The 14,274-nt window shown below is 54.9% G+C and carries 18 protein-coding genes; all 18 read left to right on the plus strand.

The window, feature by feature from the left end:
- Positions 1 to 164 precede the first annotated feature (164 nt).
- From pduA to pduU, 18 genes are read left to right on the plus strand one after another with little or no spacing between them, the layout of a single operon-like run.
- Entirely contained in the window at positions 165 to 458 is a 294-nt protein-coding gene (gene pduA / locus ACI2I2_RS11575) for a propanediol utilization microcompartment protein PduA (protein ID WP_404658040.1), read from the plus strand.
- On the plus strand, positions 445 to 1,239 hold the full coding sequence (gene pduB, locus ACI2I2_RS11580) for a propanediol utilization microcompartment protein PduB (protein WP_404658041.1): 795 nt from the start codon (positions 445 to 447) through the stop codon (positions 1,237 to 1,239). The genes pduA and pduB overlap by 14 nt, the downstream gene beginning before the upstream one ends.
- 17 nt (positions 1,240 to 1,256) lie before the next feature.
- On the plus strand, positions 1,257 to 2,921 hold the full coding sequence (gene pduC, locus ACI2I2_RS11585; RefSeq protein ID WP_330985448.1) for a propanediol dehydratase large subunit PduC: 1,665 nt from the start codon (positions 1,257 to 1,259) through the stop codon (positions 2,919 to 2,921).
- A 10-nt stretch (positions 2,922 to 2,931) separates the two neighbouring features.
- Complete coding sequence (pduD, locus tag ACI2I2_RS11590; RefSeq protein ID WP_404658042.1) at positions 2,932 to 3,603, plus strand: propanediol dehydratase medium subunit PduD; 672 nt, start codon at positions 2,932 to 2,934, stop codon at positions 3,601 to 3,603.
- Positions 3,604 to 3,615: 12 nt separating this feature from the next.
- Positions 3,616 to 4,134 (plus strand): propanediol dehydratase small subunit PduE, encoded by a 519-nt coding sequence (gene pduE, locus ACI2I2_RS11595; RefSeq protein ID WP_404658043.1) that lies wholly within the window; start codon positions 3,616 to 3,618, stop codon positions 4,132 to 4,134.
- Positions 4,135 to 4,149: 15 nt separating this feature from the next.
- Positions 4,150 to 5,979 carry a diol dehydratase reactivase subunit alpha gene (locus tag ACI2I2_RS11600; RefSeq protein ID WP_404658044.1) on the plus strand — a complete coding sequence of 610 codons (1,830 nt, stop codon included), beginning with the start codon at positions 4,150 to 4,152 and terminating at the stop codon, positions 5,977 to 5,979.
- Complete coding sequence (locus ACI2I2_RS11605) at positions 5,972 to 6,349, plus strand: glycerol dehydratase reactivase beta/small subunit family protein (RefSeq protein WP_404658045.1); 378 nt, start codon at positions 5,972 to 5,974, stop codon at positions 6,347 to 6,349. The genes ACI2I2_RS11600 and ACI2I2_RS11605 overlap by 8 nt, the downstream gene beginning before the upstream one ends.
- Positions 6,342 to 6,617 (plus strand): propanediol utilization microcompartment protein PduJ, encoded by a 276-nt coding sequence (gene pduJ / locus ACI2I2_RS11610; RefSeq protein ID WP_154160806.1) that lies wholly within the window; start codon positions 6,342 to 6,344, stop codon positions 6,615 to 6,617. The genes ACI2I2_RS11605 and pduJ overlap by 8 nt, the downstream gene beginning before the upstream one ends.
- A gap of 23 nt (positions 6,618 to 6,640) precedes the next feature.
- Positions 6,641 to 7,090, plus strand: coding sequence for a BMC domain-containing protein (locus ACI2I2_RS11615; RefSeq protein WP_404658046.1), 450 nt, complete (start codon positions 6,641 to 6,643; stop codon positions 7,088 to 7,090).
- Between the two features lie 11 nt (positions 7,091 to 7,101).
- The gene (locus ACI2I2_RS11620; protein WP_404658047.1) at positions 7,102 to 7,731 is read left to right on the plus strand and encodes a phosphate propanoyltransferase; all 630 of its coding nucleotides are present in this window, start codon (positions 7,102 to 7,104) and stop codon (positions 7,729 to 7,731) included.
- Complete coding sequence (pduM, locus tag ACI2I2_RS11625) at positions 7,731 to 8,222, plus strand: microcompartment protein PduM (RefSeq protein ID WP_404658048.1); 492 nt, start codon at positions 7,731 to 7,733, stop codon at positions 8,220 to 8,222. Before ACI2I2_RS11620 ends, pduM begins: the two co-directional genes overlap by 1 nt.
- A gap of 3 nt (positions 8,223 to 8,225) precedes the next feature.
- Entirely contained in the window at positions 8,226 to 8,501 is a 276-nt protein-coding gene (locus ACI2I2_RS11630) for a EutN/CcmL family microcompartment protein (protein WP_330985457.1), read from the plus strand.
- Positions 8,502 to 8,510: 9 nt separating this feature from the next.
- Positions 8,511 to 9,518, plus strand: a complete 1,008-nt coding sequence (gene pduO, locus ACI2I2_RS11635; RefSeq protein ID WP_404658049.1) for a two-domain cob(I)yrinic acid a,c-diamide adenosyltransferase PduO — start codon at positions 8,511 to 8,513, stop codon at positions 9,516 to 9,518.
- Positions 9,515 to 10,903 carry a CoA-acylating propionaldehyde dehydrogenase PduP gene (gene pduP, locus ACI2I2_RS11640; RefSeq protein WP_404658050.1) on the plus strand — a complete coding sequence of 463 codons (1,389 nt, stop codon included), beginning with the start codon at positions 9,515 to 9,517 and terminating at the stop codon, positions 10,901 to 10,903. The genes pduO and pduP overlap by 4 nt, the downstream gene beginning before the upstream one ends.
- A gap of 10 nt (positions 10,904 to 10,913) precedes the next feature.
- The gene (locus ACI2I2_RS11645) at positions 10,914 to 12,026 is read left to right on the plus strand and encodes a 1-propanol dehydrogenase PduQ (protein WP_404658051.1); all 1,113 of its coding nucleotides are present in this window, start codon (positions 10,914 to 10,916) and stop codon (positions 12,024 to 12,026) included.
- On the plus strand, positions 12,023 to 13,363 hold the full coding sequence (locus tag ACI2I2_RS11650) for a 4Fe-4S dicluster domain-containing protein (RefSeq protein ID WP_404658052.1): 1,341 nt from the start codon (positions 12,023 to 12,025) through the stop codon (positions 13,361 to 13,363). The genes ACI2I2_RS11645 and ACI2I2_RS11650 overlap by 4 nt, the downstream gene beginning before the upstream one ends.
- A 2-nt stretch (positions 13,364 to 13,365) precedes the next feature.
- Positions 13,366 to 13,920: a BMC domain-containing protein gene (locus ACI2I2_RS11655; protein ID WP_404658053.1), complete on the plus strand. Its 555-nt coding sequence runs from the start codon at positions 13,366 to 13,368 to the stop codon at positions 13,918 to 13,920.
- Complete coding sequence (pduU, locus tag ACI2I2_RS11660) at positions 13,920 to 14,270, plus strand: propanediol utilization microcompartment protein PduU (protein ID WP_404658054.1); 351 nt, start codon at positions 13,920 to 13,922, stop codon at positions 14,268 to 14,270. The genes ACI2I2_RS11655 and pduU overlap by 1 nt, the downstream gene beginning before the upstream one ends.
- Positions 14,271 to 14,274: the final 4 nt, after the last annotated feature.

A 14,274-nucleotide genomic window follows, 5' to 3' on the forward strand; every position in this document is an offset into this window, starting at 1 on the left:
ACTGGATTTATTCCCATTCAAATACAACAGATTAAAAATCCTTACGCCAATTAAGTAGCATAACTCCACTATTCTTTTTTTCACTCTGAACTTCAGGTCAGCCATTCTTTTTCTTTTCTTCTTTCTATAGTCGTGCTCATCGAGGCAACTCAGTTGAGGTTTTTATGCAACAAGAAGCACTGGGAATGGTGGAAACCAAAGGGCTAACTGCGGCCATCGAAGCGGCTGATGCCATGGTGAAATCCGCCAATGTAGGGCTGGTGGGTTACGAGAAAATTGGCTCCGGGCTGGTCACTGTGATGGTTCGCGGCGATGTCGGAGCCGTGAAAGCCGCGACGGATGCGGGCGCTGCTGCTGCACGTAACGTAGGGGAAGTGAAAGCTGTTCATGTCATTCCCCGCCCTCACAGCGATGTCGAGAAAATCTTACCCAAAGGACTAACCCATGAGCAGCAATGAACTGGTCGATCAGATCATGGCTCAGGTGATGGCCCGCGTGGCCACACCCGATAGCTCTCCAGTGACGCGAGAATCAACGATGGCAGAGAAAAATTGCAGTTTAACGGAATTTGTCGGTACCGCGATCGGTGACACCGTCGGTCTGGTGATTGCCAACGTGGACAGCGCCCTTCTGGAAGCCATGAAGCTAGAAAAGCGCTATCGCTCGATTGGCATTCTGGGTGCTCGCACCGGGGCGGGGCCGCACATTATGGCCGCCGATGAAGCGGTCAAAGCCACCAACACCGAAGTTGTCAGCATTGAATTGCCTCGCGACACCAAAGGCGGCGCAGGCCACGGCTCGCTGATCATTCTTGGCGGCAACGATGTGTCTGATGTGAAACGTGGCATTGAAGTGGCGCTGAAGGAACTCGATCGTACATTCGGCGATGTCTATGGCAATGAAGCCGGACATATCGAGCTGCAATACACCGCTCGAGCCAGCCACGCGTTGGAAAAAGCATTTGGAGCCCCACTCGGCCGGGCTTGCGGGGTCATCGTGGGTGCGCCTGCTGCCGTGGGTGTGCTGATGGCAGACACCGCGCTGAAAGCGGCCAACGTGGATGTTGTCGCCTACAGCTCGCCAGCACACGGAACCAGCTTCAGCAACGAAGTCATTTTGGTGATTTCCGGAGACTCCGGTGCCGTGCGCCAGGCCGTCATTTCCGCCCGCGAAATCGGCAAAACGGTCCTGTCGACGCTCGGCAGTGAACCGAAAAACGATCGCCCTTCCTACATTTGACAGCGTGAGGCTGACGCATGAAATCGAAAAGATTTGAAGCACTGGCGAAGCGTCCCGTTAACCAGGATGGTTTCGTTAATGAGTGGATCGAAGAAGGCTTTATCGCCATGGAGAGCCCGAACGATCCAAAGCCCTCCATCAAAATCATCAATGGTGTGGTGACTGAGCTGGACAGCAAACCCGTCAGCGCATTTGACCTGATTGACCATTTCATCGCTCGTTACGGCATCAACCTGGCGCGTGCGGAAGAAGTGATGGCGATGGACTCCGTCAAGCTGGCCAATATGCTCTGCGATCCGAACGTAAAGCGCAGCGACATCGTTCCGCTTACCACCGCGATGACACCGGCGAAAATTGTCGAAGTCATGTCGCAGATGAACGTGGTTGAAATGATGATGGCGATGCAGAAAATGCGCGCGCGTCGCACGCCATCCCAACAGGCTCACGTCACCAACGTCAAAGATAATCCAGTGCAAATCGCTGCCGATGCGGCTGAAGGCGCATGGCGCGGGTTTGATGAGCAAGAGACAACAGTCGCTGTCGCCCGTTACGCCCCCTTCAATGCTATCGCTCTGCTGGTCGGCTCTCAGGTCGGGCGCCCTGGCGTATTAACCCAATGCTCGCTTGAAGAAGCGACTGAGTTGAAGCTCGGCATGCTGGGCCACACTTGCTACGCCGAAACGATTTCCGTTTATGGCACCGAGCCGGTCTTCACTGACGGGGATGATACGCCATGGTCGAAAGGCTTCCTCGCCTCCTCTTACGCTTCCCGCGGCCTGAAAATGCGCTTTACCTCAGGCTCGGGCTCCGAAGTGCAGATGGGCTATGCGGAAGGAAAATCGATGCTCTATCTGGAAGCACGCTGCATCTACATCACCAAAGCCGCAGGTGTGCAGGGTCTACAGAATGGCTCGGTCAGCTGTATCGGCGTACCTTCTGCGGTGCCTTCCGGAATACGTGCCGTATTGGCCGAAAACCTGATCTGCTCGTCATTGGATTTGGAATGCGCCTCCAGTAACGACCAGACCTTTACGCATTCCGATATGCGCCGTACCGCGCGTTTACTGATGCAGTTCTTGCCTGGCACTGACTTTATTTCATCGGGATATTCCGCCGTACCGAACTACGACAACATGTTCGCCGGTTCCAATGAAGATGCGGAAGACTTTGACGACTACAACGTCCTTCAACGCGACCTGAAAGTGGACGGAGGTTTGCGTCCGGTTCGTGAAGAAGATGTAGTCGCCATTCGCAATAAAGCGGCTCGCGCTTTACAGGCCGTGTTTGCCGGAATGGGCCTGCCGCCAATTACCGACGAAGAAGTTGAAGCTGCTACCTATGCCCACGGCTCAAAAGATATGCCGGAACGCAACATCGTCGAAGACATCAAATTTGCCCAGGAGATCATCAGCAAGAACCGCCACGGATTAGAAGTGGTGAAAGCGCTGGCTCAGGGCGGATTTATGGATGTGGCCCAGGACATGCTCGACATCCAAAAAGCCAAACTCACCGGAGATTACCTTCACACCTCCGCCATTATTGTCGGTCAGGGGCAAGTGCTCTCTGCTGTTAACGACATCAATGATTATGCCGGTCCGGCAACGGGCTATCGTCTGCAGGGCGAACGCTGGGAAGAGATTAAAAACATCCCTGGCGCACTCGACCCCAATCAGCTGGGTTAAGGGGTGAACAATGGAAATCAATGAAAAACTACTCCGTCAGATAATCGAGGATGTGCTGAAAGAGATGCAGGGTAGCGATAAACCTGTCTCTTTTAGCGCTGCTCCAGTGTCGACGCTTCAGGCTACTCCAGCGCAGGGCCAAAGTTTTCTTAGCGAAATTGGCGAAGCCCGCCAGGGTACTCAGCAGGACGAGGTGGTGATTGCTGTCGGCCCTGCGTTTGGTTTATCGCAAACCACCAACATTATCGGCGTACCTCATAAAAGCATTTTGCGTGAAGTGATTGCCGGAATCGAAGAAGAAGGCATCAAAGCACGAGTCATTCGCTGCTTTAAGTCTTCGGATGTGGCGTTCGTCGCCGTTGAGGGCAATCGCCTGAGCGGGTCTGGGATCTCCATCGGTATTCAGTCAAAAGGCACCACGGTTATCCACCAGCAAGGATTACCGCCACTTTCAAACCTGGAGCTGTTTCCTCAGGCTCCGCTGCTGACGCTGGAAACCTACCGTCAGATTGGGAAAAACGCTGCGCGTTACGCCAAGCGGGAATCCCCACAGCCCGTCCCCACGCTGAATGACCAAATGGCACGCCCGAAATATCAGGCGAAATCAGCCATTTTGCACATCAAAGAGACGAAGTACGTCGTTACTGGCAAAAACCCACAGGAACTGCGCGTGGCGCTTTAACAAGGATATTCCATGAAAACCGAAGCAATTGAATCGATGGTTCGGGATGTGTTGAGCCGCATGAACAGCCTGCAGGGTGAAACCCCGGTCGCACCTGTTGTGAGTGGTTCGGTTCACGCGGCAAAAGTCTCCGACTATCCGCTGGCGAACAAGCATCCGGAGTGGGTCAAAACCGCGACCAATAAAACGCTGGACGACTTCACGCTGGAAAATGTGCTGAACAATCAGGTCACCGCCCAGGACATGCGCATCACACCTGAAACGCTGCGAATTCAGGCGGCGATTGCCCGAGATGCCGGACGTGAACGTCTCGCCATTAACTTCGAACGCGCAGCTGAACTCACTGCCGTGCCGGACGATCGTATCCTGGAAATCTACAACGCGTTGCGCCCATTCCGGTCAACCAAAGCAGAGCTACAGGCAATAGCGGACGACCTGGAGCAACGTTATCAGGCCACGATTTGCGCCGGATTCGTTCGTGAAGCCGCTGAGTTGTATGTGGCACGGAAAAAACTCAAAGGCGACGATTAACCGCAGGGATGAGATATGCACTATATCGCTGGCATTGATATTGGTAACGCCTCAACCGAAGTTGCTTTGGCAAGGGTTGATGAGCAAGGCACATTGAGCATTGTGGGCAGCGCGCTCACGGAAACCACTGGAGTCAAAGGCACATTGCGAAATGTGTTCGGCATCCAGGAGGCGCTCTCACTGGCTGCTAACCATGCAGGGATCGCTGTCAGCGATATTTCGCTCATTCGCATTAACGAAGCCACGCCGGTGATTGGTGATGTGGCAATGGAAACCATCACCGAGACCATTATCACTGAGTCGACCATGATTGGTCACAATCCGAAAACGCCCGGCGGTGTCGGCTTAGGCACGGGCATCACCATCACGCCAGAAGAGTTGTTAACACGGACAACGGAGTCGCCGTACATTCTGGTGGTGTCTTCAGCTTTTGATTTTGCCGACGTGGCAAACATGATTAACGCCGCTGTGCGTGTCGGCTATCGGCTGACCGGCGTTATCCTTCAGCAGGACGATGGCGTGCTGGTCAGTAACCGACTGGATCACCCTCTTCCGGTGGTCGATGAAGTACGTTACATCGACAGGATCCCTTTGGGGATGCTTGCCGCCATCGAAGTCGCTGTGCCGGGCAAAGTCATTGAAACCCTCTCAAACCCTTACGGTATCGCCACGGTATTCAAGCTCAATGCCGAAGAAACCAAAAACATCGTGCCCATTGCCAGAGCGCTGATAGGCAACCGCTCAGCTGTGGTGATAAAAACACCCGCCGGAGACGTCAAAGCTCGATCCATTCCTGCCGGAAATATTGAGTTGTTATCGCAAGGCAGAACATTACGGGTCGATGTTGCAGCGGGGGCGGATGCCATCATGAAAGTCGTCGGTGAATGTCGCACCCTCGATAACGTCATTGGCGAAGCAGGTACCAATATTGGTGGCATGCTGGAAAACGTTCGGCAAAAGATGGCCGAACTGACCAACAAGCCCAGCAGTGAGATTTATATTCAGGATTTGCTAGCCGTTGATACGTCCGTGCCCGTAAGCGTCACCGGCGGTGTCGCAGGCGAGTTTTCGCTGGAACAAGCCGTTGGCATTGCCTCGATGGTGAAATCCGATCGTCTGCAAATGGCGATGATCGCCAATGAGATCAAACAAAAACTCAATATTGATGTGCAGGTCGGTGGTGCGGAAGCTGAAGCCGCGATCCTTGGTGCATTGACCACCCCAGGCACAACTCGTCCGCTGGCCATCCTCGATCTCGGTGCGGGGTCGACCGATGCCTCCATTATCAATCCTCAGGGCGACATCATTGCCACTCACCTTGCCGGTGCTGGCGATATGGTCACGATGATCATCGCGCGTGAACTGGGCCTTGAAGACCGGTACCTGGCGGAGGAAATCAAAAAGCATCCGTTGGCCAAAGTCGAAAGCCTGTTCCATCTGCGTCATGAAGACGGCAGTGTTCAGTTTTTCCCCGCCCCGCTTCCGCCGAGCGTCTTTGCGCGTGTTTGTGTTGTGAAGGCCGACGGCCTACTTCCCCTTCCCGGCGACCTGCCTCTGGAGAAAGTTCGCGCCGTTCGCCGCCGTGCGAAGGAACGCGTGTTCGTGACCAACGCGCTGCGAGCACTCCGCCAGGTCAGCCCAACGGGCAATATTCGGGACATTCCTTTTGTGGTGCTTGTCGGGGGTTCAGCCCTCGATTTTGAAGTGCCGCAACTGGTCACCGATGCGCTTGCCCATTATCGACTGGTTGCAGGAAGCGGCAACATTCGCGGCATAGAAGGCCCTCGCAATGCCGTTGCCACGGGCCTGATTCTGTCGTGGCAAAAGGAGGCAGCGCATGGCTAATAGCGATCCGATCCCGGCCATTGTGATAACCGAGCTGAACAACGCTCTCGCTCTTTGGCAAGAAGTCCTGTTGGGCATTGAGGAAGAAGGCATCCCCTTTTTCATTCGTGAGCAGCCCATAGGTAGCCTCGTTCAGTGTGCATGGCAGGCAGCTCAACACTCGCCCTTACTGGTCGGCATTGCCTGCGATGAAAGCACGCTGGTTGTGCACTACAAAAATCTACCTGTGTCAGCGCCGATTTTTACGCTGACGCAGAACCAAAGTCACCTCGCCCACCGACACACTGGAAACAACGCGGCGCGGTTGGTTAAGGGTCTCCCCTTCAGGGACGCTCATTCGTTATCCACAGGAGAATCGCAGTATGAATAATGCACTGGGAATGGTTGAAACAAAGGGCCTGGTCGCTGCCATTGAAGCCGCTGATGCCATGGTGAAATCGGCCAATGTGCAGTTAGTGGGTTACGAAAAAATTGGCTCTGGTCTGGTCACGGTGATGGTTCGTGGCGACGTGGGTGCGGTAAAAGCTGCTGTCGATGCAGGCAGTGCGGCAGCTAACGCGGTCGGCGAAGTGAAATCCTGTCACGTTATTCCGCGTCCACACAGTGACGTTGAGGCCATTTTACCTAAGTCAGCCTGACGTTTTCAGGCAAGGAGCACAGCGTGAAGCAATCACTGGGGTTACTGGAAGTCAGTGGTCTGGCACTGGCAATCACCTGCGCTGATGCCATGGCGAAAGCCGCTGCCATCACGCTGCGAGGATTCGAAAAAACCAACGGCTCAGGCTGGATGCTGATCAAAATCACCGGAGATGTCGCCTCGGTACAGGCCGCCGTTATCACCGGTGCCAATATCGCAAAACAGCAACATGGCTTAGTTGCGCATAAAGTCATAGCCCGGCCAGCGAGCGGCATTTTGCCACAACCTGCGGCGATTAGCGTTTCGCCAGAATCGGTCAGGGTGAAAGAAGAAAAGTCTGCTGAAGATGCAGCAATACAAGAAAAAGTGCAGACGGCGGCTCTCGATTCCACCCTCTGCAATCTTTGCCTTGATCCTGCTTGCCAGCGCCAGAAAGGGGAACCCCGAACGCTCTGCCTGCATGCCGGTAAGTGAGGTGACACACCATGGATAAAGACTCTCTGTACACCCTTGTCCGCAATGTGCTGGATGAAATGCGGGAGCGCCCGATTCCGCTGGGTATTTCCAACCGTCATCTTCATCTGTGCGCTGAAGATTATGCTCACCTTTTTCCCGGGCAGCCTATTGGTAAGAAGAAGGCTTTGCTGCAGCCAGAGCAATACGCGGCTGAGCAAACAGTCACGTTAGTCGGGCCAAAAGGTCAGATAGAAAATGTCCGCTTACTGGGGCCATTGCGCAGCGCAAGTCAGGTCGAAATATCGCGCAGCGATGCGAGAGCATTGGGGGTAGCGGCCCCGTTACGCAGTTCTGGCGATCTGAAAGGCACGCCTGGCCTCCGTCTGGTTAGCCCTTTTGCTGAACTGGAACTGGCTTCGGGAGTCATTGTTGCCCGTCGGCATATTCATATGTCACCTCTGGACGCTCTGATTCTACGCGTATCACACGGCGACACCGTGGCTGTTGCCATCAAAGGCGACGATCGCCAACTGGTATTCGACAACGTCGATATTCGGGTTTCGCCGGACATGCGCCTTGAACTGCACATTGATACCGATGAAGCCAACGCAGCGGGTGCAGATAACCCGCTCGCTTTTGCGACGTTGGTTAACCGCTAATGAACAGCGCTTTGTTGCAGCACGTTATTGACGAAATCGTCGCTCGTTTGCAGCGACGTGCGGGGCAAACCCAAACCTTGAGCGCTGCACAATTTCAGGACATCGACTGCCAGGCATTAAGCAGCCAATACGAAGCACTGAATCTGATTCAGGTCAGCCTTCCGCAACTCAGGCAACTTGCAGAACATCAGGAGGAGGATCGCATCGTGAGAAAACTCTTTGAGGTTCTCAGCCTGGGCCTGCGGGTGCGAATAACGATTCCCGGGCACTTATTGCCAGCGATACCGGTACACAAGCTGTCAGGTTTGCCTTTGAGGTGGTGCGACGAACATGAGCGAGCCATCGTTCTGCATCCAACAAAGCTTTTAAGTTATGCCGACGTCGCAAGCCTTAACGAAAGTTGGCTGGTGTTGCGTCGTCACTGTGTCATTACCGCCCTTGCGCTTGACGCTACGCGGGCACGCAACATCCATCTCATTAAGCAGGAGTGAATCATGCAACTGGCCCGCGTCACAGGCTCTGTGGTGTCGACACAAAAATCTTCTTCGCTGGTTGGCAAAAAACTGTTGCTGGTCAGGCGAGTGAGCGCCAGCGGCGATCTTCCTGACCCACCCACCCAGGGTGATGAAGTGGCTGTGGATTCCGTCGGTGCTGGCATCGGAGAACTGGTGTTGTTATCCAGCGGCTCAAGCGCCCGGCATGTTTTCTCCGGCCCCAATGAAGCCATCGATCTTGCCATCGTTGGCATTGTCGACACCCTGTCCCGTTAAGGAGAGCGTATGGCGATTTATACCCGCACCGGTGACTCAGGCACCACCACATTATTTACCGGGGAACGGGTCAGCAAAACACATCCGCGGGTGGAGACTTACGGCACGCTGGATGAACTGAATTCAGCGTTGAGCCTGTGTGTTTGCGCCAGCCCCTGTGCGGAACACTGTGAGCTGCTTGAAACTGTTCAGCATCATCTTTTCTGGCTATGTGCCGAACTTGCCAGTGAAAGTGACGCAGCCAGCGCAAAGCGTCATGACATCCGCGTCGAGGATATTTCTGCACTCGAAACTGCCATTGATACAGCCATGAGCCGAGTTGCGCCACTTAAGCAATTTATTTTGCCGGGGCGCTGCGAGGCGGCAAGTCGTCTGCATTTTGCCAGGACGCTCGCTCGTCGGGCAGAAAGGCGCCTGGTGGAATTATCCACCACCGCAACCGTCAGAAGCGAACTGCTGCGCTACCTCAATCGCCTCTCAGATTGCTTATACGCCCTGGCTCGCGCGGAAGATCACGACGCTCATCAGCGAGCCCTCATTCAGGAAGTGACTCGCCGCTATCTCTCAGCCAGTCCTACCGCCACCAGCAGGAATTCCACCATGTCGCTCTCGTTCAAAGACCTTCATCAATTAACCCAGGCCGCGGTGAATCATGCCGAAGCACTGGGAGTGCCAGTTGTCGTCAGCATTGTGGACGCGCATGGCACGCAAACCGTGACCTGGCGAATGCCAGAGGCCTTGCTGGTTAGCAGTGAACTGGCCCCTAAAAAAGCATGGACCGCGGTCGCGATGAAAACAGCCACCCATGAACTTTCCACCGCCGTCCAGCCTGGGGCTGAACTGTACGGGCTGGAAAGCCACATGCAGGGCAAAGTCGTGACCTTTGGTGGAGGATTCCCCCTCTGGCGCGAAGGCATTCTCATCGGCGGGTTAGGGATCAGCGGTGGCAGCGTAGAACAGGACATGGACATTGCCCGGGCGGCGATGCTGGCATTAGAGACAAGGACACCATCATGAATACCCAAGAGCTTGAAACCTTGATTCGCGCCATTTTGCGCGAAAAAATTCCTGCGACAGAAACGCAACCCAAGACAGCGCAAGGTATTTTTACCTCAGTGGATGAGGCGATTAACGCCGCGCATCAGGCCTTTCTGCGTTATCAGCAATGTCCGTTAAAAACACGCAGCGCCATCATCAACACACTGCGACAAGAGCTGAGCCCGCATCTGCAAGCGCTCGCCGAAGAGAGCATGCGCGAAACCGGCATGGGCAACAAAGAAGATAAATTTCTCAAGAACAAAGCCGCACTGGATAACACGCCAGGCGTGGAAGACCTCACCACTACCGCCCTTACCGGCGATGGCGGCATGGTGCTGTTTGAATACTCCCCGTTTGGCGTTATTGGTTCCGTCGCGCCCAGCACTAACCCGACAGAAACCCTCATCAACAACAGCATCAGCATGCTGGCTGCAGGCAACAGTGTTTACTTCAGCCCTCATCCGGCGGCAAAAAATGTTTCGCTCAAGCTGATAGCCCTGATTGAAGAGATTGCCTTCCGCTGCTGCGGCATTCGCAATCTGGTGGTCACTGTCGCAGAGCCAACGTTTGAAGCCACACAGCAAATGATGGCACATGAAAAAATCGCCATTCTTGCGATTACCGGTGGGCCAGGCATTGTGGCGATGGGGATGAAAAGCGGCAAGAAAGTGATTGGCGCCGGTGCCGGAAATCCGCCGTGCATCGTGGATGAAACCGCCGACCTGGTCAAAGCGGCGGAAGACATCATTAATGGCGCGTCCTTTGACTACAACCTGCCCTGCATCGCAGAGAAAAGCCTGATTGTCGTCGAATCGATTGCCGATCGTTTGATTCAGCAACTGCAAGCCTTTGGGGCGCTGTTACTCAGTGAGCAAGACACCGACAAGTTACGGGCAGCCTGTCTGCCGGAAGGCCAGGTGAACAAGAAACTGGTAGGCAAAAGCCCTTCAGAGATGCTTACTGCCGCCGGATTAGCGGTTCCGGCAAAAGCCCCCCGTCTGCTGATTGGCGTTGTCGATGCTCGCGACCCTTGGGTTACCTGTGAACAGCTGATGCCAATGCTCCCCATAGTTAAAGTGAAAGATTTTTCCAGCGCGCTTGAGTTAGCGCTGATCGTCGAAGAGGGATTGCATCACACCGCTGTCATGCATTCGCAAAACGTTTCGCGGTTAAACCAGGCTGCTCGCGCCCTGCAAACCTCAATTTTCGTTAAAAACGGGCCGTCTTATGCCGGGATTGGTGTCGGGGGCGAAGGCTTCACCACCTTTACCATCGCCACGCCAACAGGCGAAGGCACAACGTCGGCGCGAACATTTGCTCGTTCCCGCCGTTGCGTGCTGACAAACGGCTTTTCCATCCGCTAACGAGGCTGTGATGAACCCCTTTTCACTTCGCACCACCTTGTACAGCGGCCAGGACAGCCTGAATATTCTGCAACGCTTTGAGGATAAGCATATCTGGATAATCTGCGATGGCTTTCTTGCCCGTTCGCCGATGTTCAATGCGCTTAAGCGGATATTGCCTGCCAATAATCAGATCAGTGTGTTCAGTGACATCACGCCAGATCCCACTATCAGCACCGTGGTTCAGGGCATCACACAGATGCAACAACTCAAACCGCAGGTGGTGATTGGATTTGGTGGTGGTTCGGCGCTTGATGCTGCAAAAGCCATTGTCTGGTTTAGCCGCCAGGCCGGAGTGGAGATTGAAACCTGCGTGGCCATTCCCACCACCAGCGGCACCGGCTCGGAAGTGACCTGTGCTTGCGTTATCACCGATCCGGACAAAGGAATTAAATACCCCTTATTCGACAAGGCGTTATACCCGGATATCGCCATCCTTGATCCCTCGTTGGTAGTCAGTGTGCCAGCCAACATCACGGCCAATACCGGCCTGGATGTGTTGACTCACGCGATTGAGGCTTACGTTTCACCCAAAGCCAGCGACTTCACCGATGCACTGGCAGAAAAAGCCGCACAGCTGGTGTTTCGCTATCTTCCTGTTGCGGTCAGAAATGGCGATTGCCTGGCCACTCGCGGCAAAATGCACAACGCCTCAACGCTTGCTGGCATGGCGTTTAGCCAGGCCGGGCTTGGGTTGAACCACGCCATCGCCCATCAACTGGGTGGGCAATTTCATTTGCCGCACGGGCTGGCAAATGCCCTGTTGCTCACGGCTGTTATTCGCTTCAATGCCACAGATCCTCGTGCGGCGAAACGTTATGCACGGCTGGCAAAAGCGTGCCGCCTGTGTCCTGAAACCGCGAACGACACCACCAGCCTGAATGCCCTGCTTCAGCATATCGCCCAGTTGCTAAAACAGTGCGAGATCCCCCGCTTTGCTGCCGCCCTGGGTGAGCACAAAGCCGGCTACGCGAACCGTATTCCAGCGATGGTTGAGGCCGCACTTGTTGATGTCACCCTGGCAACCAATCCGCGCAACGCAGATGCAGGGGCTATCAAGGAGCTTCTGGAGGAATTGCTATGAAGACGCTTCAGGATGTCGATGCGCAAACCATTCGCCATCATGTCAAAGCGGCTGGCATCGTTGGTGCAGGGGGAGCAGGCTTCCCAACCCACGTAAAACTTCAGGCTCAGGTCGATACTTTCTTAGTGAATGCAGCCGAATGTGAGCCGCTGTTGAAAGTGGATCAGCAGCTGATGGCCCGGCAAGCCGCACGTCTGATTCGCGGTCTGCGCTATGCCATGACCGCCACTGGCGCAAGCACGGGCATCATTGCGTTAAAAGAGAAATATTGCGAGGCGATTAACGCCTTAACACCATTGCTGACTGAGGACATTCGCCTGCACATTCTGCCGGACGTCTATCCGGCAGGTGATGAGGTGTTAACCATCTGGATGGCGACTGGTCGGCGTGTGCCTCCCGCCGCGCTGCCCGTCAGCGTAGGTGTTGTCGTCAATAACGTACAGACTGTGCTGAATATCGCCAGAGCCGTCGAACAACACTACCCGGTGACGCGCAGAACCCTGACCGTCAATGGCGCAGTGGAGACTCCGCTGACGGTCACCGTGCCCATTGGTACTTCTCTGCGTGAAGTTCTGGCTCTGGCGGGTGGCGCAACCGTACCCGATCCGGGCTTTATCAACGGCGGCCCGATGATGGGAAGCCTGATACCTTCCCTTGATTCGCCAGTCACCAAAACGACTGGCGGGCTGCTGGTGCTTCCCAAAACACACTCACTCATTCAGCGACGCTTACAGGATGACAAAACAGTGCTGGCGCTGGCGAAAACCGTGTGTGAACAGTGCCGCTTATGCACCGATCTCTGTCCAAGGCATTTGATCGGCCATCCTCTGTCACCTCATCTTCTGGTGCGCGCGGTGAACTATCAACAAACCGCCACGCCGCAAATCCTGCTGAGTGCCCTCACCTGTTCAGAATGCAATGTGTGTGAAAGCGTGGCGTGTCCGGTCGGCATTTCGCCGATGCGAATTAACAGAATGCTCAAACGCGAACTTCGGGCACAAAACCAGCGCTATGAAGGGCCGCTGCTTGCCGCCGATGAGATGGCTAAGCACCGCATGGTGCCAATCAAACGGCTCGTTGCCCGACTCGGCCTGAATGACTGGTATCACGACGCGCCGTTTACCGAAACAGACTATCAGCCACCACAGGTCACCTTACTGCTACGCCAACACATCGGAGCAAGTGCCACGCCTTGCGTGAAAAAAGGGGAACGGGTTACGCGCGGGCAATGCGTCGCGGATGTGCCTGAGGAGACGTTAGGGGCAGCCATTCATGCCAGCATCGACGGCATTGTCAGCGACATTACGGCGCAAGCCATTACGGTGATAAGAGGATAACCATGTCTCAGGCTATTGGAATTTTAGAGCTCACCAGTATCGCGAAGGGAATGGAAGCCGGCGACGTGATGTTGAAAAGCGCCAACGTGACGCTGTTAGCGAGCAAAACCACCTGTCCCGGAAAGTATCTGCTGATGCTGGGCGGTGATGTCGGTGCAGTGCAACAGGCAGTTGCTGCAGGAGAAGCGCTGGCTGGCGAGATGCTCGTTGACAGCCTGGTGCTGCCAAATCTTCATCACAGCATCCTGCCTGCAATTAGCGGTCTGAACGCTGTCGAAAGCAAGCAGGCCGTTGGGGTTGTGGAAACGTGGAGTATCGCGGCCTGTCTCGCTGCGGCCGACCGTGCCGTCAAAGCGTCAAACGTCACGCTCGTTCGCGTGCATATGGCCTACGGCATTGGCGGCAAATGCTACATGGTGTTGGTGGGTGAAATCTCAGATGTGAACAATGCCGTTACCGTTGCCAGCGACGTTGCGGGTGAAAAAGGGCTGTTGGTTTCGCGCGTGGTGCTTCCTCGCCCTCACGATGCCATGTGGCGACAGATAGTGGAGGCATAATGGAAAGCTCACCGACAACCGATCGCATGATTCAGGAATACGTGCCGGGCAAACAAGTCACGCTCGCCCACTTGATTGCCAATCCAGGAAAAGATTTATTTAAAAAACTGGGGCTGAACGATACCGTGTCAGCGATTGGCATTCTCACCATCACACCCAGTGAAGCCTCAATTATCGCCTGCGATATTGCGACAAAATCAGGTGCGGTAGAAATCGGCTTTCTCGACCGGTTTACCGGTTCAGTGGTGCTCACGGGCGATGTCTCCGCCATCGAATATGCGTTAACGCAGGTCACCCGAACGTTGGGCGAAGTGCTGCATTTTACCGCCTGCTCCATCACCAGGACGTAGCGCG

Source organism: Scandinavium sp. NPDC088450, from assembly GCF_044900545.1.
GTDB lineage: Bacteria > Pseudomonadota > Gammaproteobacteria > Enterobacterales > Enterobacteriaceae > Scandinavium.

What these genes read in the sequence shown, in the direction of transcription:
- pduA (WP_404658040.1), top strand. Translation starts at nt 165, where the DNA reads ATGCAACAAGAAGCACTGGGAATGGTGGAAACCAAAGGGCTAACTGCG.
- ACI2I2_RS11655 (WP_404658053.1), top strand. Translation starts at nt 13,366, where the DNA reads ATGTCTCAGGCTATTGGAATTTTAGAGCTCACCAGTATCGCGAAGGGA.
- pduD (WP_404658042.1), top strand. Translation starts at nt 2,932, where the DNA reads ATGGAAATCAATGAAAAACTACTCCGTCAGATAATCGAGGATGTGCTG.
- pduP (WP_404658050.1), top strand. Translation starts at nt 9,515, where the DNA reads ATGAATACCCAAGAGCTTGAAACCTTGATTCGCGCCATTTTGCGCGAA.
- ACI2I2_RS11645 (WP_404658051.1), top strand. Translation starts at nt 10,914, where the DNA reads ATGAACCCCTTTTCACTTCGCACCACCTTGTACAGCGGCCAGGACAGC.
- pduC (WP_330985448.1), top strand. Translation starts at nt 1,257, where the DNA reads ATGAAATCGAAAAGATTTGAAGCACTGGCGAAGCGTCCCGTTAACCAG.
- ACI2I2_RS11620 (WP_404658047.1), top strand. Translation starts at nt 7,102, where the DNA reads ATGGATAAAGACTCTCTGTACACCCTTGTCCGCAATGTGCTGGATGAA.
- ACI2I2_RS11605 (WP_404658045.1), top strand. Translation starts at nt 5,972, where the DNA reads ATGGCTAATAGCGATCCGATCCCGGCCATTGTGATAACCGAGCTGAAC.
- ACI2I2_RS11630 (WP_330985457.1), top strand. Translation starts at nt 8,226, where the DNA reads ATGCAACTGGCCCGCGTCACAGGCTCTGTGGTGTCGACACAAAAATCT.
- pduE (WP_404658043.1), top strand. Translation starts at nt 3,616, where the DNA reads ATGAAAACCGAAGCAATTGAATCGATGGTTCGGGATGTGTTGAGCCGC.
- pduB (WP_404658041.1), top strand. Translation starts at nt 445, where the DNA reads ATGAGCAGCAATGAACTGGTCGATCAGATCATGGCTCAGGTGATGGCC.
- pduJ (WP_154160806.1), top strand. Translation starts at nt 6,342, where the DNA reads ATGAATAATGCACTGGGAATGGTTGAAACAAAGGGCCTGGTCGCTGCC.
- pduO (WP_404658049.1), top strand. Translation starts at nt 8,511, where the DNA reads ATGGCGATTTATACCCGCACCGGTGACTCAGGCACCACCACATTATTT.
- pduU (WP_404658054.1), top strand. Translation starts at nt 13,920, where the DNA reads ATGGAAAGCTCACCGACAACCGATCGCATGATTCAGGAATACGTGCCG.
- ACI2I2_RS11600 (WP_404658044.1), top strand. Translation starts at nt 4,150, where the DNA reads ATGCACTATATCGCTGGCATTGATATTGGTAACGCCTCAACCGAAGTT.
- pduM (WP_404658048.1), top strand. Translation starts at nt 7,731, where the DNA reads ATGAACAGCGCTTTGTTGCAGCACGTTATTGACGAAATCGTCGCTCGT.
- ACI2I2_RS11650 (WP_404658052.1), top strand. Translation starts at nt 12,023, where the DNA reads ATGAAGACGCTTCAGGATGTCGATGCGCAAACCATTCGCCATCATGTC.